The sequence below is a fragment of the Streptomyces sp. NPDC007917 genome, from assembly GCF_042959105.1.
In the GTDB taxonomy this organism is placed as follows: Bacteria; Actinomycetota; Actinomycetes; order Streptomycetales; family Streptomycetaceae; genus Streptomyces.
Genome location: NZ_JBIBKK010000004.1, coordinates 322,629 through 342,526 on the forward strand (window position 1 = coordinate 322,629; position 19,898 = coordinate 342,526).

General features: G+C 73.9%; 9 protein-coding genes. 7 read left to right on the plus strand and 2 right to left on the minus strand.

The window, feature by feature from the left end:
• Positions 1-50: 50 nt before the first annotated feature.
• The 5 genes from ACFZDL_RS09920 to ACFZDL_RS09940 are packed head-to-tail and all read left to right on the plus strand — an operon-like array spanning position 51 to position 7,415.
• Entirely contained in the window at positions 51-566 is a 516-nt protein-coding gene (locus ACFZDL_RS09920) for a hypothetical protein (protein ID WP_353590035.1), read from the plus strand.
• Positions 566-1,960 carry a hypothetical protein gene (locus tag ACFZDL_RS09925; RefSeq protein ID WP_353590036.1) on the plus strand — a complete coding sequence of 465 codons (1,395 nt, stop codon included), beginning with the start codon at positions 566-568 and terminating at the stop codon, positions 1,958-1,960. The genes ACFZDL_RS09920 and ACFZDL_RS09925 overlap by 1 nt, the downstream gene beginning before the upstream one ends.
• On the plus strand, positions 1,957-3,303 hold the full coding sequence (locus ACFZDL_RS09930; RefSeq protein ID WP_353590037.1) for a VWA domain-containing protein: 1,347 nt from the start codon (positions 1,957-1,959) through the stop codon (positions 3,301-3,303). The genes ACFZDL_RS09925 and ACFZDL_RS09930 overlap by 4 nt, the downstream gene beginning before the upstream one ends.
• A 12-nt stretch (positions 3,304-3,315) precedes the next feature.
• Positions 3,316-4,434, plus strand: a complete 1,119-nt coding sequence (locus ACFZDL_RS09935; protein WP_353590038.1) for an AAA family ATPase — start codon at positions 3,316-3,318, stop codon at positions 4,432-4,434.
• A 50-nt stretch (positions 4,435-4,484) separates the two neighbouring features.
• Positions 4,485-7,415 (plus strand): hypothetical protein, encoded by a 2,931-nt coding sequence (locus tag ACFZDL_RS09940; RefSeq protein ID WP_353590039.1) that lies wholly within the window; start codon positions 4,485-4,487, stop codon positions 7,413-7,415.
• 70 nt (positions 7,416-7,485) lie between these two features.
• On the opposite strand, the gene ACFZDL_RS09945 is transcribed toward ACFZDL_RS09940, so the two are convergent.
• Entirely contained in the window at positions 7,486-15,759 is an 8,274-nt protein-coding gene (locus tag ACFZDL_RS09945; RefSeq protein WP_353590040.1) for a type I polyketide synthase, read from the minus strand.
• 194 nt (positions 15,760-15,953) lie between these two features.
• Between ACFZDL_RS09945 and ACFZDL_RS09950 the strand changes: the two genes are divergently transcribed.
• Both ACFZDL_RS09950 and ACFZDL_RS09955 read left to right on the plus strand, forming a co-directional pair.
• Entirely contained in the window at positions 15,954-16,430 is a 477-nt protein-coding gene (locus tag ACFZDL_RS09950) for a hypothetical protein (protein ID WP_353590041.1), read from the plus strand.
• Between the two features lie 169 nt (positions 16,431-16,599).
• The gene (locus tag ACFZDL_RS09955) at positions 16,600-17,847 is read left to right on the plus strand and encodes a cytochrome P450 (RefSeq protein ID WP_353590042.1); all 1,248 of its coding nucleotides are present in this window, start codon (positions 16,600-16,602) and stop codon (positions 17,845-17,847) included.
• Positions 17,848-17,860: 13 nt separating this feature from the next.
• Here ACFZDL_RS09955 and ACFZDL_RS09960 read toward each other — a convergent pair whose 3' ends face one another.
• Positions 17,861-19,897: a beta-galactosidase gene (locus ACFZDL_RS09960; RefSeq protein ID WP_353590043.1), complete on the minus strand. Its 2,037-nt coding sequence runs from the start codon at positions 19,895-19,897 to the stop codon at positions 17,861-17,863.
• Between the last annotated feature and the right edge of the window lies 1 nt (position 19,898).

A 19,898-nucleotide genomic window follows, 5' to 3' on the forward strand; every position in this document is an offset into this window, starting at 1 on the left:
TTTTCCGGATGTGAGCAACCGTCTCGGCGCAGGCGCCAGGCTGGAGGTCGATGGTCGTGAACGCGGAAACGACCGCGTGGGAGCAGTGCAGTACGGTGCGGGTGATTCCCCCCGTGCGGCCGCGCAAGCTGGCGAAGGTTCCCTTCGTCGAGCTGGCTGAGGGGCGGTTGCAGGGGGTGGTCTCCAGCGGCTCGGACATCGCCCGGGTGTATGTCTCGTCGATCGCCGCGCGCACCCATGACTACAGCTGCAGTACGAACAACAACCGGCCGTGCGGCGGGCTCAACGGGGGGCCGTGCAAGCATCTGCGGGCGCTGGTCGACGAGGCGGTCCTGCAGTACGGGATCGGCCGCGTGGCCCGCTATCTGCACGTCGAGGCGGGCGAAGAAAGCGCGGACGGCGAGGGCGCGGACCTGATGAGCCGGCTGGCGGGCTCGCGCGAGTCCGCGCCGGCGGCCGTGGTGTTCAGCCGCTTCCTGCGGCATCTGGCCTACCTGGAGCTGCCGGACACCACGGCGCCCGTTCCCGAACTGCACTGGTTCCCGGCCACGGAGGCGGTCCGCTGATGCTCGGTGTGCAGCTCGCCGCACTGCTCGACGCCGATCCGCCCGGGGTCGCGGAAGCCCTCGGCCTGGTGGCCGGCTTCGACGACACCCTCGTCCACGGGCTCGCCCGGCTCGGCGAGGAGCGGGCCGCGGCGCTGACCGCCCTGGCCGGAGCCGTCGCGGCCTCCCCCCTGGGACCGGCCGTGACCGAGGCGGTCGGCAAGGTCGCCGCCGGCTCCGTCTCCGACGACCATCTGGCGGCCCTGGCGGGCGCGCGCACCGCCCTCTTCGGCGCGGTGCACGACGCCCGGCTGGCCGACCTGGACGCCGCGCTCGGACGCACCAGGGAAGCGTGGCAGGAGCCGCCCGCGGCGGCGGCCGGGGCGCGGAGCCTGCTCGCCGGAGCCCGGTCATGGCTCCGGGAGCTGGCCATCGCCGGCTGGCGGGGCGTCGGCCACGACCTGATAGCCGCCGCGGACCAGACCATCGAGACCCTGCTGGCCGAGCCCGGGCTGCGTCGCCCGGCGGTGCTCCTGGACGGCCTGGCGGCGGAGCTGCGCGCGTCCTCGCCGCTCGCGACCGCCGAGCGGCTGCCCGTGCGGCGCTGGGCCGACCTCTGGGCGCGCGCCATGACACTGTCATACGAGGGCGGGCGGCCCGGCGCGGCCCCGCAGGCCGAGTCGGTGTCGGGGCGGCTGCTGCTCCTCGGTGTGGACGTGCATGAGCACGGCACCGCCGTGCAGGCGCAGGTCCACGCGGTCCTGGAGCCCGCCGACGGCGCACCGCCGCGCCTGGTGCGTACGAGCGTGGTCGCCGCGAAGGTGGACACGATCGTCGGCCCGGCTCTGTGGCGCCTGTTGCACGGCCATCCCGTGCTGTTGACCGCGCTGGCGGAGCGCCGCGCCCTGGAGGTCGCCGATCTGCCGCTGTCGGCCGGTGGCGACCTGGTGTGGCACGACGACCGGGCCACCGCGGGCGAGCCCGCGGACCCCTTCGCCACCGCCCGGATCCAGCTCGCCGGCGCGCTCGCGCCTCCGGTGCCGCCGCTGGAGCGCCATCCGGTGCGCATCGCCGAACCGGTGCTGCTGGAGGGGTACACCACGGACGGAAGCGCGCTGGAGCTCGACGGGCGGGCCCTCCCCTTCGACTTGGACCGGCTGCCCGCCTGCGGGCCGCTGACACCGGCGCTGGTGGCCGCGTCCTCCGCCTGTATCGGCCTGCTCCGCTGGGACGGCGGGCGCTGGCTGCTGCAGCCCCTGGCGGTCCAGGCGACGGTCAAGCGCAAGCCGGTCGAGGTGCACGGCGGCGACTGGGCGCTGGGGATCACGGATCCCAAGGTGGCCAAGGCCGAGGCCAGGGCGGGCGACGCGGTCGCCGTGCTGCGGGAGCGAGCGGGACGGCTGCTGCGGAAATGACCGACATCGCGCACGAGACCACGCATGAGACGCCGTACGGCGCGGACGAGAACCGGCGGCAGGTGCTCTACTGGCGGCTGCTGGCCCGTCTGTTCGATCCCGAGGAACAGCCCGCGCTGGAGGCCGCGAGCGTGGCCATCGTCGACGACCTGGGGCTGCCGCCCGCGCTGCTGGACCCATCCGTGTCGGTGGACAGCCTCGTCCAGCGCTTCCCCGATCTGGAGACCGAGTTCCAGGACCTGATGGCGTCCTCGGACGGAGCGGGGGTCCCCGGGGAAGAGGACGGCGACGGCGCCGATCCGGAAGGCTCGCGGGAGCAGGTGCGCCGGGCCGCCCTGGTGTCCAAGCTCCTGCTCAATGTGTTCAGCACCGGAGCGGGCGAGGTGACGGCCACGCAGCTGGCGGACTGGCAGCGGGACGCGGCCTGGTGCAGGCGGGCGCTGGGCACCGAGGGAGCGCGGGAGCTGAGCGGCACCCTGTCGTCCCTGGAGGGCGACCTGGTGCGGCGCATGCGGCTGCGCGAGGTGCTGGCCGATTCGACGCTGGCCGGAGCCCTGACACCCAGCATGTCGCTCATCGAGCAGCTGCTCCGGGACAAGGACAATCTCTCGGGCGTCGCGCTCGCCAACGCGAAGGCGCTGATCCGCCGGTACGTCGACGAGGTCGCTCAGGTGCTGCGCACCCAGGTCCAGCAGACGAGCGTGGGCACCGTCGACCGGTCGGTGCCGCCGAAGCGCACGTTCCGCAACCTCGACCTGGATCGCACCATCTGGAAGAACCTCACCAACTGGGACCCGGAGAGCGAACGGCTCTATGTGGACCAGCTGTTCTACCGCCACACCGCCAAGCGGACCACGCCCGCGCGGATGATCGTGGTCGTCGACCAGTCGGGGTCGATGGTCGACTCGATGGTGAACTGCACCATTCTCGCCTCCATCTTCGCGGGGCTGCCCAAGGTGGATGTCCATCTGGTCGCCTATGACACCCGGGCACTGGATCTGACCCCTTGGGTGCACGACCCGTTCGAGGTGCTGCTGCGCACCAGGCTCGGGGGCGGTACGGACGGCACCGCCGCGATGGCCCTGGCCCGGCCGAAGATCTCCGATCCCCGGAACACCGTGCTGGTGTGGATCTCCGACTTCTACGACAACCGGGCGCTGATGACCGACTTCGAGGCCGTGCGACGCTCCGGGGTGAAGCTGATCCCGGTCGGCTCGGTGAACAGCTCGGGCCGGCAGAGCGTGGACCCCTGGTTCCGCGAGCGCCTGAAGGATCTCGGCGCGCCCGTGATCTCCGGACACATCCGCAAGCTCGTGTTCGAGCTCAAGAACTTCCTCGCCTAGGAGAGTCGACGAATGAACGACAACAACATGCTGCGCGCGCCGGCCGAGGCGAAGTACGCCGACGAGCTCGACTGGCTGGAGTCGGTCGACGACGGCCCCAAGCCGTTCTCCTGGCGGCTCAGCCCCCGGATGGTCCGGCTGTTCATCCTCGGGTCCGAGCCCTCCGACGGGCTCGACCGGCAGATCCCGCAGAAGTGGTTCGGCGACCGCAGCTTCGTCGAGCGCAGCATCGTGACGCTCGCCTCGGACCGGGGACTGCTGCTGATCGGCGACCCGGGCACCGGCAAGAGCTGGCTCGCCGAGCTGCTGTCGGCCGCCATCTGCCGTAACTCGACCCTGGTCGTCCAGGGCACCGCGGGCACCACCGAGGACCACATCAAGTACTCGTGGAACGTCTCGATGGTGATCGCCAAGGGGCAGTCGCGGCAATCGATGATCCCCTCGCCGATCATGACGGCGATGGAGCGGGGCGTGATCGGCCGCTTCGAGGAGCTGACCCGGTCCACCAGCGACGTACAGGACGCGCTGATCTCGATCCTGTCCGAGAAGTATGTGTCCATCCCCGAGCTCGACGACGACAACATCGTCTTCGCCAAGCCCGGGTTCTCCATCATCGCCACGGCCAACAGCCGTGACCGGGGTGTGAACGACCTGTCGTCGGCGCTGAAGCGGCGGTTCAACTTCGTCCGCATCCCGGTGGTGACGAACAAGCGCAGCGAAGCCGAGATCGTCCGGTTCCGCACCGGTGAGCTGCTGCGCCGGCACCGGATCGAGCTGGAGGTGCCGCCCACGCTGCTCGACATCCTGCTGCAGAGCTTCGCCGATCTGCGCACCGCTGCGGCCTCGGCCACCAGCGACGACGACAAGCTCGAATCGGCGCTGTCCACCGCCGAGCAGATCGGTGTGCTCGAGGACGCCATCCTGCACAGCCAGTTCTTCGGGGACCGCGTCCTCGGCGCGCGGACGCTCGCCGGTTCGCTGGTGGGTTCGCTGGCCCGGCGCAGCCCCGAGGACCTGGCCATCCTGAACAAGTTCTGGCACGGCGTCGTGGAGCCGCGCAGCAAGGACGAGGGCGGGCCCTGGCAGGACTTCCTGGAGGGCGGCCGCGAGACGATCGCGACCCTGTCATGACGACGGTGAACCCCCAGAGTCCCGCGAGCCTGCCGGGTCCGATGAGTCCCATGAGCCCGGCAGCTCCGGCAGGGCCGGTGAGCGGGTCGGCCGGGTCGCGTCCCTTCGGCGCGCTCCGTGAGCAGCTGCGTGACGCCGCGGCCGCCTTCGCCGGCGGCGCCGGCGCCGTCCCCGGCATCCTGTCGGGCATGGTCGACGACGTCGATCGGGCGCTGCGCGAAGAGCTCGAGATCTTCCCGGTGTGCCACCACTCGCCGGCGTCGGCGCTGGCCATGGTGCGGCGGCTGCGGGAGAAGCAGCCCAAGGTCGTCTATCTGGAGCTGTGCGAGGATCTGCGGCCGCTCCTCGACGAGCTGCGCAACTGCCGCCTCCCCGTGGCGCTGCAGGCCTTCGCGACCGACATCGACGGCTTTCCGCCGGAGTGGGCGCCGCTCAGCGTGGTGGCGCCCGTCACCGAGGCCTCCGCCGAGTACCAGGCCATCGCGTACGCCCTGGACAGCCCGGACGTGGAGCTGGTCCTGGTCGACCGCTCCACCGACCATGTCTTCCAGTGGACGCCCCGGGAGCCCGCCGAGCCCGTGGGAGCGACGCCGCCCGCGGCGGACGGCAGTGCCGGCGACGCGGAAAGCGACACGGCCCATCACGACGAGGCCGCCCTGCACGGCGACGCGGTCGGCATCGAGATCGGCGATCTGCGGCCCCGCTTCGCCGAGCTGGAGGCGCATCTGCTCCGCCACGGCAAGGTCCGCCACTGGTCCGAGTGGTGGGACCAGTACGTGGAGCAGCCCCTGGTCGGCGCGGACTACGACACCTACCGGCAGGTCATGGTGATGATCGGCAGCCTCTTCCGGCGGCTGCGCCCGGACCGGCATGCGCGCGACGCCCAGGACGAGGACCGCGAGCGTTATATGTGGACGCGGATACGCGAACACCTCGCGGCCTCGGGCGCCGATCCGGCGCGGTGCCTGTATGTGTGCGGCGCCTTCCACGCGGCCAGCCCGGTCGAGCAGTTCGGGTTGACGGGCGAGGGAGCGCCGTACGAGATCAGTCCCCGTACCCGGACCCGCTGGATGTACGGGCTCATCCCGTCCAGCCACTCCGCCATCGAGGCGCAGTTCGGGCTGGCCCCGGGGGCGGTGTCGATCGCCTCGGCGACCTGGGCCAAGGCGCTGAAGCGGGGCAGGATCACGCCGTTCCGGCTGGCCGGCCAGGAGAGCGCGGACCTGCCCCGGGCGGCGAAACGGGTGGCGAAGCGCGCGGTGCGCGAGCGTGCGGCGCCCGCCCCTGCTCCGGGCTCCCCAAAGGAGGGGGTCACGGACCGGCTGTCCGGGTTCCTCGCCACCCCGCCGGTTCTGGACGGGCTCGACGAGGCCGAGTTGCTGGGGTGGTGCGTCGACATCGTCAGACTGGCGCGCCGCAACGGCTATCTCGCGAGCACGGCCGACGCCATCGCGGTGTTCGAGACGTCCATCCTGCTGGCGGGGGTGCGTGGCCGCGGCCGGCCCACGCCGTACGACTTCGAGGACGCCGCGGTCACCTGCATCGAGAAGGACACCGTGCCGGGCCGCCGCGATGTGCGCCGGCTGTGCGAGATCCTGCTGGGCGGCGACCGCATCGGCGCGGTGGGCTATGACGCGCTGCCGCCGCTGGCCCGCGATGTGCTGGACCGCCTGGAACCGCTCGGGCTCAATCTCCAGGCGCGGACGAACCAGCGCGCGCTGCTCGATCTGCAGGCCGAACCGGGGCTCAAACCCTGCTCCGACCTGCTGTGGATCCTGCGCCGGCTGCTGGGGGACGTGGTCCGTCCGATCATGGGGGCCCGCAGGCTGGGCGAGCGGTCGATCCAGGAGAGCTGGGACCTGGCCATCGGCCGCCACCAGCGCTCTCTCGTCGAGCTCGGCTACGAGGGCGTCACCATCGAGCAGGTGCTGGAGCAGCGGCTGCGCCGCGACGCATGGGCGCCCGAGGCCACCGCGGCGACCGCGCTCGAGGCCGTGGAGGAAGCCCTCCTCTATCTGGGCAGCCGGCGGCTCGCCGACGAGCTCGGGGCGCGGGCCGTGGAGTTGCTGACCGCGGAGCGCACCGTGGACGGCGCGCCCCGGGTGCTGCGCCAGATCCGCCGGTTGCTGGCCCACTACCGGGCCGCGGAGCCGGAGCTGCCGCGCTGGTGCGAGCGGTTCGTCACGGCGGGCTACGCCCACTACTGCACGCTGCTGCCGACGGCCTTCGCGGACGAGGCCACCGGGCTGCGCCAGGTGGCGGCCATGCTGGGCTTCCTGTTCGAGATGGAGAGCTTCGCGCTCTCGCTCGGCTGCGACCACACCCAGCTCGAGCTCGCCGTGCGGCAGTCACACCCGGAGGCGCCCGACAAGGTCGCGCTGGTGTGGGCGGCCCGGTTGCGGCTCGGCCTGATGCCCCCGGCCGAGCTGCGCTGGCGCTGCGCCGAACTGCTGGCCAACCCGCTGGCCGTCCCGGCGTTCCCGCGCTACATGAGCGGGTTCGTCCAGGCCCTGGAGCCGGTGCCGACACTGACGCCCTTCGTGGTCGAGCAGATGTCCAAGGCGTTCGCGCGCCTGCCCGACTCGGTCCTGCTCCCCTGGCTGCCCCGCCTGATCACGACGCTGCGCGACGGTGCGCGGGAGCTGGTACCGGTGCTGGTGCGCGAGGCGGGCCGCACCTTCCCGGCCGCGCTGTCCGCGGTCGACGCGTGGGTGCCGCCATGGTCGGCGCCGCCGACGGCACCGGAGGCGGAGGCGGGCGGTGGTGACACGGCGCGGGGCGGAGTGGTCGCGCGGCTGCTGGCCGCCCATCCGGCGGCCTGTGACGCCGTGGCCGGGTCGCTCGGGTACGACGCGAAGTGGCGGGACACGGCGCCCAGCGACGGCGGAGCGCGGCGGCGGGAGGCGGGCGGACTGCTGACGCGCTATCCGCGGACCGCGGACGCCGTGGCCGAACTGCTCGATCTGCGGCCGGTCGGATAGCGAGAGCGCGGGCGCGGCCGGTCGTGTGTCGGGACACACGACCGGCCGCGCCCATGAGACCCCTTCCGGGTCATCCGTCCGTGACGCCGCCCAGCGCGCCGATCCACGCCCGGATCGCCTCGGCCGTGGTGCGCGCGTGTTCCTCCATCAGGCTCCAGTGGCTGCCGGCGACCTCCACGGTGTCGTACGGCTCCCGCCAGGAGGTCCGCACCTCCTCGCCACCGCCGTGGGTCAGCAGCTCCGGCAGCGGATCGGTGGCGCGGACCAGCAGCGTGGGGACGTCCGTCGGCTCCGGACGCCAGCCGCGGGCCATACGGGTGTAGGCCCCCAGCGCGGCCATGGACACATCGTCCACCGCGGCGTCGAACCGCTCGCCCATCTCCAGGGGGAATCGGGCGGGCATGGCGAGCAGCCAGCGCGCGTCCTCGCGCTCCGGTGTGACGTGGTAGGTGTCCACGACGACAAGGCCGGCGGGCGGGGTGCCGGTCGCCGCGAGCCGGGCGGCCACCGCGTGTGCCGGGTAGCCGCCCATCGAGTAGCCCAGGACGACGTACGGCCGGTCGCCGAGGTGTTCGCGCACGGTGGCGGCGTGCAGTTCGACAAGCGTCTCCCAGTCGCGCGGGACCGCCTCCCCGCGCGGGACGCCGGGGTGCTGGAGCTCGAGGACGTCGCGCTCGCCGGCGAAGCAGGAGGCCAGCGGCGCGTACCACGACCCGCTGGGGGTGGCGGAGAAGCCGGGGAAGCACACCAGCGCGGGCGTCTGGGCGCCCTGCCCGCCCTCGGCCAGGCGCAGCGGGGCGAGGGCGTGCCGGGCGCCGTCGGCGGGGTCGAACACCGGCATGGCGAGGGAGGCGGTCACCAGCAGGTGCATCGCCGAGACCACATCGCCCGTCTCGCACACCCTCCGGTAGAGGGAGCCCAGCGTCTGCGCCGCCCGTCTGCCCCGGGGCCGGTCGGGCGCGGACACCGGTTCGGGCCGGGGCGGTCCGGGTTCGGGGGCCGCCTCTTCGGCCGGAGGCGGCCCGTCGCCCAGCGAACCGCTCAGCTTCGCGTACAGGTGGTCGGCCAGCTCCCGGGCGCTGGGCCGGTCGAACGCGATGGTGGCGGGCAGCGGTACGCGCGTGTGGATGATCAACTGGTTGCGCAGCAGCACCCCGGTCAGGGAGTCGAAGCCCAGCTCGGCGAAGGGCTGCTCGGCGCCGACGGCCGTCGCGTCCGGGTGGCCGAGCACCAGGGCGGCCATCTCACGGACCAGTTCCACCAGCGCGGGTGCGCGTTCGGCGACGGGCAGCGCCGCCAGCCGTTCCCGCCAGGAGCCCTCCTCCCCGCCGGGGTCCTGACCCGTGTCCGCCCCGGCGCCGTCGTCCCCGGACCGGGCGACCGGGCGGGCCGGGCGCAGCAGTCCGCGCAGCGGTGGCGGGACCGGCGGTCCGGCGGGCGTGGCCGGACGGGAGCGGTCGAGGGGCAGTGGGGCGAGCACCGGCTCCCCGGTGCCCAGCGCGGCGTCGAACATCGCCAGGCCCTGCTCGGGGGAGACCGGGCGTACGACGGTGTCCCGGGCCCGGCCGGAGCGGCCGGTGCGCGCCGCCATCCCGTCCTCGTCCGCCCACGGCCCCCAGAGCAGGGAGAGCGCGGGCAGGCCGAGGGCGGTGCGGTGGTGTGCGAGGGCGTCGAGGAAGGAGTTCGCGGCGGCGTAGTTGGCCTGGCCGGGGTTGCCCAGCAGCCCGGCGGCCGAGGAGAACAGCACGAAGCGGGCGAGCGGCAGACCCCGCGTCAGCTCGTGCAGGTTCCAGGCCGCGTCCACCTTCGGCCGCGCCACCGCCGCCAGCCGCTCGGGCGTCAGCGCCTCCAGGACGCCGTCGTCCAGGATCCCGGCGGCGTGGACGACGGCGGTCAGCCGGGGCGCGTACTTCTCGATCACGGCGGCCAGGGCGGGGCGGTCGGCGGTGTCGCAGGCGATCACGTCCACCCGGGCTCCCGACCGCTCCAGCTCGGTCCGCAGCTCCCCCGCACCCGGGGTCCCGGGGCCGCGGCGGCTGACGAGCACGAGATGCCGGACCCCGTGCCGGGCGACCAGATGCCGCGCCAGCAGAGCGCCGAGGGACCCGGTGCCTCCAGTGAGCAGGACAGTGCCCTCAGGGCCAAAGCCGCCCCTGGGGCCATCGGGGCTGCAGGGGTCGGCCGGGGTGTCGGGGATGTGCTCCAGCCGGGGGACGCGCAGGCCGCCGTCGGCGATCGAGAGTTGGGGTTCGCCCGTGGCGATGGCGGCGGGCAGCAGGCGCACGGATTCGGGCCGCTCGTCGAGGTCCACGAGCGTCAGCCGCCCGGGGTACTCCGACTGTGCGGCGCGCACCAGGCCCCACACCGCCGCGGCGGGGAGGTCCGGTGTCGGGGCCGTGGCCCCTCGGACCACCACCAGGCGCGCTCCGGGCGTTGCCGGATCGGCCAGCCGGGCCTGCAGCGTCTCCAGGGCCCGAGCGGTCAGCGCATGGGTGTCCGCGACCGGGCCGGTGGTCCGGTGCGGGGCGGCCAGGGAGACGACGACCGTCTCGGGGCCGGTGGCGGCGCCGCCGGACGTGGCGGGGAGTGCCGCGCCCAGCTCCAGGTCGTCGGGTGCCGCCACGGTGAGGGCCGGTCCGCCGGCGTCCGGGCCGCCGGCCGGGACACCGGTCCACCGCGGGCGGTACAACTCCCGCCTCCCCGCCCCGCCCACGGCAGCGGTGCCCTCCGGGAGGGGCCGGGTGGTCAGCGACGCCACCCGGGCCACCGGCCGGCCCACCCCGTCGGCGAGGTCCAGGGCGACCGTGTCCTCGCCGACGGCGTGGGTGCGTACGCGCAGGTCCGTGGCGCCGACGGCGTGCAGGGTCAGGCCGCCGAAGGCGAACGGCAGTCTGGCGGTCCCCCCGGAGGACAGGGGCGGCGGCGCGGCCAGCCGTCCGGCGTGCAGCGCGGCGTCCAGCAGCGCCGGGTGGATGCCGTACCGCTGGGCGTCCGGGCCGGCCGCCGCGGGCAGCCGCACCTCGGCGAAGATCTCCCCGCCCCGCCGCCAGGCGGCCGTGACCCCCTGGAAGGCCGGGCCGTACGCGTAACCGGCCTCCGCCAGGCGCGCGTAGGCGCCGGTCAGGTCCACGCGCGCGGCGCCCGCGGGCGGCCACACGGCCAGGTCGGCGGCCGGGGCCGACGACCCCGCCGCCGGGCCGAGCCGCCCGGTCGCGTGGTGTGTCCACGGGCCCAGCGCGCCGGACTCCTCCGGCCGGGAGTGGACGTCGGCGGTGCGTCGGCCGGTGGCGTCCGGTGCGCCGAGGGCCACCTGGATCTGGACCCGGGAGCCGGGTCCCGGCAGGAACAGCGGGGCCAGCAGGGCGAGGTCCTCAAGCACCTCGAGACCGCACGCGTCGCCCGCGTGGAGCACCAGCTCGACGAGCGCGGCGGCGGGGACGAGCGGGTGTCCGCCGACGGCGTGGTCGCCCAGCCACGGGTGGCCGGCGCTCGACAGGTGGCCGGTGCACAACAGGCGTTCGGTGCCGGGGACGGTGGTCGTGAGGGTCAGCAGCGGATGGCCGCCGCGCTCCTCCGTGGGCACGGTGGCGTGGTCGGCGGGGGTGTCCGGTTCCGTGTCGGCCAGCCAGTAGCGCTGCCGCTGGAAGGGGTACGTGGGCAGGTCCACCCGCCGGGCGCCACTGTTCGCGTACACGCGGCGCCAGTCCACCGGCAGGCCGTGCACATGGAGCCGGGCCAGCGCGTCCAGGACCACCTGGGGCCCGGCCCCCGGCGCACCGGCGCCGGAGGTGGACACGGCCGTGAACACCCGCCGTTCGTCCTCCTCGTCGCCCAGGGCCGCCAGGGCGGACGCGGTGAGGTGTGCGTCGGGACCGACCTCGGCGAAGGCGGTCACGCCCTCCTCGTGGGCCAGCCGGTGCACGACGTCCCCGAAGCGCACCGCCTCGCGGGCGTGCCGCACCCAGTACGCGGCCGAGCGCAGATCGTCCCCGGCGGCCGGGAGGCCGGTCAGCGCCGATACGACGGGGATGCGCGGCGCCCCGTACTTTGGCCGCGCGGCGATCCGGCCGAACTCCTCGAGCATCGGTTCCACCAGCGGGGAGTGGAAGGCGTGGCCGACGCGCAGCCGGGTGGTGCGGCACCCGCGCGCGGCGAGCCGCGCCGCCACGGCGAGTACGGCCGCCTCGTCGCCGGAGAGGACGACCGACCGAGGACCGTTCACCGCGGCGACCGCGACGGGACCCGCCGACGCCGGTTCGGTCGACGCCAGTTCCTTGGCCACGTCCTCTTCGGACGCCTCGACGGCCACCATGGCCCCGCCCGCGGGCAGTCGCCGCATCAGCCGCCCCCGGGCCGCGACCAGCTCGACCGCGTCCCGCTCGGACAGGACGCCGGCCACGTGGGCCGCCGCCAGTTCGCCGACGGAGTGTCCGGCCAGGAAGTCCGGCCGTATCCCCCAGGACTCCAGCAGCCGGAAGGCGGCCACCTCGAAGACGAACAGGCCCGCCTGCGAGAAGTCCGTGCGGTCCAGCAGAGCAGCGTCCTCGGTGCCCTCCGCGGCCCACAGCACGGTGCGCAGCGGCCGCCCGAGGCCGGTGTCGCCGGTGACTGCGCTGTCGAAGTGGTGGCACAGGCTGTCGAAGGCGGTGGCGAAGGCGGGGAAGGCTGCGTACAAGTCCCGTCCCATGCCCGGCCACTGGGCGCCCTGGCCGGTGAACAGCAGGGCGAGCCGACCGGCGGGCCGCGCCGTGCCGGTGGTCTCCACGCCGCCCGGCGCGGCGGTTCGGTGTCCGCCGCCGTTCCCCGCCAGTGTGTCGAGGGCGGTCAGCAGTGCCGTACGGTCCGCGGCGGGCACGGCCGCCCGGTGTGCGAGCGCGGTGCGGGTGGTGGCCAGGGAGAAGGCGACGTCCAGCGGGGCGAGTTCGGGCCGCTCCCGCAGCAGGGCGGCGATCTGCCGGGCCTGTGCGCGCAGGGCCCGCGGGTCGGCGCCGGAGAGCAGCAGCGGCGGCACGGTCTCCGTACGCCCCGAGCGGCCGGGCAGCTGCGCGGCGCCGTCGGTTTCGGCGCGTTCCGGCGTGGCCTCCGCTGCCTCCGCGGCTTCTTCCAGGATCACGTGCGCGTTGGTCCCGCCGATGCCGAACGCCGACACCCCGGCCCGCCGCGGACTGCCGGGCGCCGGCCGCCACGGCCGCTCGCGCGCCAGCAGCCGTACGGTGCCCGGCGACCAGTCCACGCGCGGGGACGGCTCACCGGTGTGCAGGGTGCGCGGCAGCCGTCCGTGACGCATCGCCATGACGGTTTTGATGACGCCGGCGACGCCCGCGGCGGCCTGGGTGTGCCCGATGTTGCCTTTCAGCGCGCCCAGCCACAGCGGCCGGTCCGCGGGCCGGTCGCGGCCGTACGTGGCCAGCAGCGCCTGGGCCTCGATGGGGTCGCCGAGCGCGGTGCCGGTGCCGTGGGCCTCGACCGTGTCGACATCGGCGGGGGACAGCCCGGCGGTGGCCAGCGCGTCGAGAATCACCTGCTGCTGGGCGGGACCGTTGGGCGCGGTCAGCCCGTTGGAGGCGCCGTCGGAGTTGACGGCGGAGCCGCGCAGCAGGGCGAGCACCGGGTGGCCGTTGCGCCGGGCGTCGGAGAGCCGTTCCAGCAGCAGAAGGCCGACGCCCTCGCCCCAGCCGGTGCCGTCGGCGGCGGCGGAGAACGGTTTGCACCGGCCGTCCGGGGCCAGCCCGCGCAGTCTGCTGAACGCCACGAACGGCTTGGGCCCGGCCATCACGGTGACGCCGCCCGCCACGGCCAGCGAACACTCGCTGGCCCGCAGCGCCCGGGCGGCCCAGTGCATCGCCACCAGGGAGGACGAACAGGCGGTGTCCACCGTCACGGCGGCCCCGCGCAGGCCCAGGGCGTAGGCGATGCGGCCGGACGCCACGCTGCCCGCCCCGCCCAGCGCGAGATGCGCCTCCAGCTCGTGCTCCTTGCGGTGCAGGAAACGGGCCGCGTAGGCGTCGTGCATCAGGCCGACGTAGACGCCCGTGTCGCTGCCGTGCAGCCGGGTCGGGTCAAGACCGGCGCGTTCGAAGACCTCCCACGCGGTCTCCAGCAGCAGCCGCTGCTGTGGGTCGGTGGCCAGCGCCTCCCGCGGGGACATTCCGAAGAAGGCCGGGTCGAAGTCGGCCGCCTGGCGCAGGAAGGCGCCCCGGCGGGTGACCGAGGTGCCCAGCCGGTCCGGGTCGGGGTCGTAGAGCCCGTCCAGGTCCCAGCCGCGGTCGGCGGGGAAGTCCGAGGTGGCGTCGGTGCCGTCCGCCACCAGCCGCCACAGCTCCTCCGGGGTGGCCACGTCGCCCGGGTAGCGGCAGGCCATGGCGACGATGGCCACCGGCTCCTCGTCGCTGGGCGTGCGCGGGGTGTGCGTCCCGGGGGCGACCGTACGGGTGCCGGCCGAGGGGGCCGGGGAGCGGCCGCCGAGCAGTGCGGTGTGCAGCGACTCCGCCACGGCGGCGGGCGTCGGGTGGTCGAACACCAGGGTCGCGGGGAGGGTGAGACCGGTGGCCTCGGCGAGCCGGTCGCGCAGCAGTACGCCGCCCAGGGAGGTGATCCCGGAGGCGGTGAAGGGCTGGTCGGGCGCGGGCCCGGGTTCCGGGGTGCCGACCGTACGTGCCGTCAGGTCGAGGACGAGGCGCAGCACGGCGTCCCGGCCCGGGGCCTCGGGCAGCGACAGCAGCCGCTCGCGCAGCGTGGCCGAGGCGACCTCGCGCGACCGGGCCAGCCGTTCGGCAAGTGTGCGGGCGAGTTCCGGGCGGAGGATCTTGCCGGAGGCGGTGCGGGGCACGGATGCGGTCTCGTACACCTCGTCGGGCACCTTGAAGCCCGACAGCCGCTCCCGGCAGACCTCCAGGAGCCGCGCGGTGTCCACGCCGCCGGGGCCGGGGACGACCACGGCCACCGGCACCTCGCCGAGGACATCGTGCGGCCGGCCGACGACGGCCGCGTCGGCGACGCCGGGGCAGGCCAGCAGGGTCTCTTCCACTTCGGCCGGGTTGATGTTCTCACCGCCGCGGATGATGAGCTCCTTGACGCGGCCGGTGACCTTGAGGTGGCCGTGTGCCACGCGCCGGCCGAGGTCTCCGGTGCGGTACCAGCCGTCGCGCAGGACGCGTGCGGTGGCCTCCGGGCGGTTGTGGTAGCCGCTCATCAGATTGGGCCCTTGGACCCAGATCTCCCCCTCCTCCCCCTCGGCGACCTCCTCGCCACTCGACGGGTCGGACAGCCGCACCGTGACCCCGGGGAGGGGTGCGCCGCTGGAGCCGTCGGCCCGTGGCCCGTCGAGCCGGTCGACGGCGATCTTCCCGCAGGTCTCCGTGGAGCCGTAGCCGTCGAGCAGGGGCGCGCCCAGCAACTCCTCGACCTCGGCCCGCAGCAGCGGCGGGCAGGGTGCGCCCGCGCTGACGCACACGCGTGGCGTGGGGAGCGGCCGCGGTGTCCGGCGCACCGCGTCCACCAGCAGGTGGTAGGTGGCGGGCACCCCGGCCAGGACGGTGCACGGCTGCTCGGCCAGGGCCTCGGCGAGGTTCGCGCCCCGGGCGCCCCCGGCGTCCCGGGCACCCCTGTCAAGGAGATACGCGCTCGCTCCGACCGCGAGCACGCCGAGCACGCACAGCGAGTGCGCGTAGGTGTGGAACATCGGCAGCGGCCACAGCAGCCGGTCGCTCGATTCGAGTCCGTACGACGGGACGTAGCCGGCCGCCACCGACCACAGCGCGGCGCGCTGGGTGGTCACCACGCCCTTGCTCTGCCCGGTGGTGCCGGAGGTGTACAGGATCCAGGCCGGTTCGTCGAGGCCGAGGTCGTCTCTCGGCGCGAGGCCAGGATCCGTCCCGGCCAGCTCCTCGAACACCACCGCGCCGTCCGGCGCCCCCTCGGGGAGCGCGTCGGCGCAGACCACCACGGTCAGCGATCCGCGCCGCCGGGCCGCCAGCCGGGCCACCCGGGGCAGCAGTGTCTCCTCGGTCACGATGGCGACCGCGCCGCTGTCGTCGAGTAAGTACTCCAACTCCGCGTCCGCGGCCCCCGGGTCGAGCGGCACCCCCACCGCCGCGGCCATCAGGACCCCCAGCCGGCTCTCCACCTGCTCCACCCGGTTGCCCAGGTGCAGCGCCACCCGGTCCCCGGGCCGCACGCCGAGCCGGGCGAGATGGCCCGCGAGCCTCCGGGTCCGCTCCTCCAGGTCCGCATAGCCGACCGCCCGGCGCGCGTCCTGGAACGCGATCTTGTCCCCGGTCCGCTCGGCGTGTTCCCTGAGCGTCCCCGGCAGCGCGCGGATCAACTCGCTGCGCACCTCCGCCATCCCTCACCCCTTCGGCCACGGGGCGCACCACAACGCCCCCGCCCGCACACCGTAGGCGGTCGCCGAGGCCGGGGACGAAAGACACGCGGGGCCCCTTCCGCACCAGGGCGGCGGGGCCGGCACGGCCGGGCGGAACCGTGTTTCCGCTGGCTGTTAGGTTGGCACCGCTTGTTCCGTACACGGAGGAGAAAGAAGTGCGCAAGGCGGCATGCATGGTGGTCACCACGGTCGTCGCGGGCCTCGTGCTCAGCGGCTGCGGTGGTGGCGACGGCGAAAAGGCGGACTCGAAGCCGAGCGGCGCGACCACCGCCGCGAAGCAGCAGTCGCCGAGCTCCGAGCCGTCGGCCGAGCGCACGATGATCGAGCGTGCGGCCGGGTCCTGGAAGTCCATCGTCGAGGCGGGCGACGGCGGCTTGGACACCCTGACGATCGCCGACGGCAAGGTCACGGCGAAGGGGCCGAAGCTCGACTGCACCGGCACGTTGAAGGAAGGGCGGAAGGCGGGCAAGGAAGCGCCCACGCTGACGCTGTCGTGCAAGGGCGGCGATGACGGCGGCCGGGGTGTGGGCACGGTCGGGATGAAGGACGACGACAAGCTCGCGATCAACTGGGCGGGGCCCGAAGGGGGTTACGGCGGCCCGGTGGAGAGCTTCCGCAGGGTCGGCGGCTGAGGCACCCACGCTCCACCATCCCCGGCGGCGGACGCCTGCGTCCGCCGCCGAGGCGTTTACGGCGCTTCGCACGGCGGCCACTCCGGCGCACCCCACAGCGGCCGTTCCGTGGGATAGGCTTTTTGATCTCCGGTCCTACAGGCGCCGAACAACTGCAGAACGGACAGCAATGGACGCGATATCCCCCGTTCATCTCGCCCCCGAGCCGACCGACCTCCACGGTGTCGAAGGCGCGGCCCTGCGGGCCGCGGGCCCGGTCGCCACCGTGGCGCTTCCCGGCGGAGTGGTGGTCAAGGCGGTCACCACCCGTGAAGCGGGTGCCCAGGTGCTGAACGACCCGCGATTCTCCAAGAGCCTCCGGCACTGGGGTGCCTACCAACGCGGGGAGATCCCCGCCGAGTGGCCGATGCTCTTCATCCTGGAGGGCGAGGGGCTGCTCAACTCCGACGGCGACCTCCACCGCCGGCTGCGACAGCCCGTCCAGCGCGCCTTCTCCCCGCGCCGGGTGCGGGATCTGCGCCCGCGTATCGAGGCGGTCACCGACCGGCTGCTGGCGGCCCTGAGCGATGTGGCGCCGGGTCAGGAGATCGATCTGCAGTCCCGGTTCGCGCTGCCGCTTCCCCTGGACGTCATCTGCTATCTGCTCGGCGTGCCCGAGGAGGGCGGTCTGCGCGAGGAGCTGCACGAGCTGTCGGCGGCCGCGTTGAGCCACGACGCCGAGGCCGAGGAGCTCCAGCGCACGATGGCGGAGCGCTTCCCGGCCACCCTCATGTCGATAATCGAGCGCAAGCGCGCCGACGGCGACCGCGACGACCTCACGATGGACCTGGTCGAGGCCATGGACCAGGGTGAGCTGACGGTGCCGGAGGTGATCGGCAACCTGGTGGTCACCGTCATCGGCGGCCACGAGACCACGGTGACCCTGATCTGCCACGCGGTGCGGGGGCTGTTGACGCACCCCGAGACCCTGGCCGCCGCCAGGGCCCGGCAGGAGGCGGGCGAGGACCCGTGGCCGGATGTGGTGGAGGAGGCCCTGCGCTGGGAGTCCCCGGTGCGCGCCCTGCTGTTCCGCTATGCCACCGAGGATGTGCCCGTGGCGGGCGGCGGCATCGTCCGCGAGGGAGAGGCGGTGCTCCTCCCCCTCGCGACCATCAACCGCTGCCCCCACGCCTTCGCCGAGCCCGACCGGTTCGACCCCGACCGGCCGGACGCCTCCCGCCACCTCTCGTTCGGCTACGGCGCCCACCGCTGCCCCGGGGCGTCCCTGGCCAAGGTGGAGGCCGAGATCGCCCTGCGTCGGCTGTTCGAGACCTTCCCCGATATCGGCCTCGCCCCAAGGCCCGCTCCGCGCGCCGCGTCGCTGGGCATGAACAGCTACCGGGAACTGCCGGTCGTCCTGCGCCCCGCCACCGGCTGAGGGTCTTCGTACCTCACTCCTGGACCCGCTCGGTGTTCTCGAAGCGCACCACCGCGACACCGAGCGGTGCCACCTCGAGGGTCGCTCCGGTCTTCGCCCCGGAGATCAGGTCGAGCCCGTCCGCAGCGAGGTGGACCTCGGCGGGTTCCGTCTCGGAGTGGTTCAGCAGGAACAGGAACTCCGCGTCGTCGCTGGCGCGCCTGGCCGCCTCCAGGTGTGCGGGCGCGGTGGCGACGAGCGGGGTGACCCCCGCCGCCGTCACCGCCTCGAGCAGGGTGTCGCGCAGCGCGCCGGGCTCGAGGCGGGTACCGAGGTAGACGACGCGGCCCCGGCCGACCGCGTTGTCCAGGATCGCGGGCCGTCCCTCCAGGTGGCCGGAGGCATAGGTGGCGAGCACCCGCGCGGTCTCCGGGTGGATGCTGTCCTGCCACCAGTCGGCGGTCCGGGTGGTCCCGTCGGCGAAGGTCACCGTGAAGGTCTCCTCGCCGCGCGCGGGCCAGTACTCGTCGATGTACGCGCCGATGAGGCCACGGAAGGCCCCGGGGTAGGCGGGCTGCCTGACGTGGTTGTTCGCGTCGACGACCCCGGAGAAGAACGAGCAGACGAGCGTCCCGCCCCCTTCGACGAAGCGGGTGAGGGCGTCGGTGAAGCGGTCGTCGACGAGGTAGGCGTTCGGCACGACGACGACCTTGTACGGGCTGAGGTCGGAGCCGAAGTGCACCATGTCCACCGCGTGGTGTGCTTCCAGGAGTGGCTGGTAGTGGTCGGTCGCGATCTGGGTGTAGTCGAAGTCGTTGCGCGGCAGTCCGTGCGTCTCGGTCAGGCCCCACCAGGCGTTCCAGTCGAACAGCACGGCGATCTCGGCCCGCGACCGGGCGCCCACCGCCTCGGCGATCCTGGGCAGTTCACCGCCGAGCGCCTCGATCTCCTTCCAAGTGCGGGAGGCCGTGCCGGAGTGGGGCAGCATCGCGGAGTGGAAGCGCTCGTGGCCGCCGCGGCTGGCGCGCCACTGGAAGTACAGGACGCTGTCGGCGCCGTGGGCGATGGCCTGGTAGGAGCCGAGGCGCATATGGCCGGGCCGCTTGACGTTGTTGACCTTCCACTGCGACACGCTGCTGGCCGCCTGCTCCATGAGGACCCAGGGCTCGCCGCGCAGTGAGCGCATCAGGTCGAAGTTGAGCGCCGCGGAAACGTGGGCGTCGTCGTGGCCGGGATTGGGGTAGATGTCCAGCGCCACGGCGTCCTGTTCGGGTGCCCAGGTCCAGTAATTCACATTCTTGTAGAAGCGCATGTAGTTGGTGAGGACCGGGATGTCGTCGCGGTAGGAGCGGACGATGTCGCGTTCCATGACGAAACACTCGAGCAGCGCGTCCGAGACGAACCGCTTGAAGTCCAGTCGGCGGGTCGGGTTGGACCACGACCGCGGCACCTCCGGCGGGTTGATCTGGTCCCAGGAGGTGTAGACCTGGGACCAGAAGCGGGTGTACCAGGCGTCGTTGAGGGCGTCCAGGCTGCCGTACTTCCGCTGGAGCCAGCCGCGGAAGGCCACCGCGCTGGCCTCCCCGTACGAGGGCTGCCCGTATTCGTTGCTGATGTGCCACATCGCGAGGGCCGGGTGGTGGGAGTACCGCTCGGCCAGCGCCGTGGTGATCCGGGCGGCGTGTTCCCGGTAGCGGGGCGAGGCGGGGTCGAACTGCAGCCGGTTGCCGAAGCCGAAGCGCTCCCCGTCCTCCATGACCGGCAGGACCTCCGGGTGTTCATGGGTGAGCCAGACCGGTGGTGCCATGGTCGGGGTGGCCAGGTCGACGCTGATCCCGCCCGCGTGGAGGAGGTCCATCACCTCGTCCATCCAGTCGAAGGTGAAGCGTCCCGGCTCGGGCTCCAGCGACGCCCACGCGAACACGCCCAGGGTGACGAGGTTGACCCCGGCGCGCCGCATGAGCTCGATGTCCTCGTCCCACACCGCGCGGTCCCACTGCTCGGGGTTGTAGTCCCCGCCGAAGGCGAAACCGCCGAGACGGGCGCGGAAGGCGTCCATACGACTGTTCATG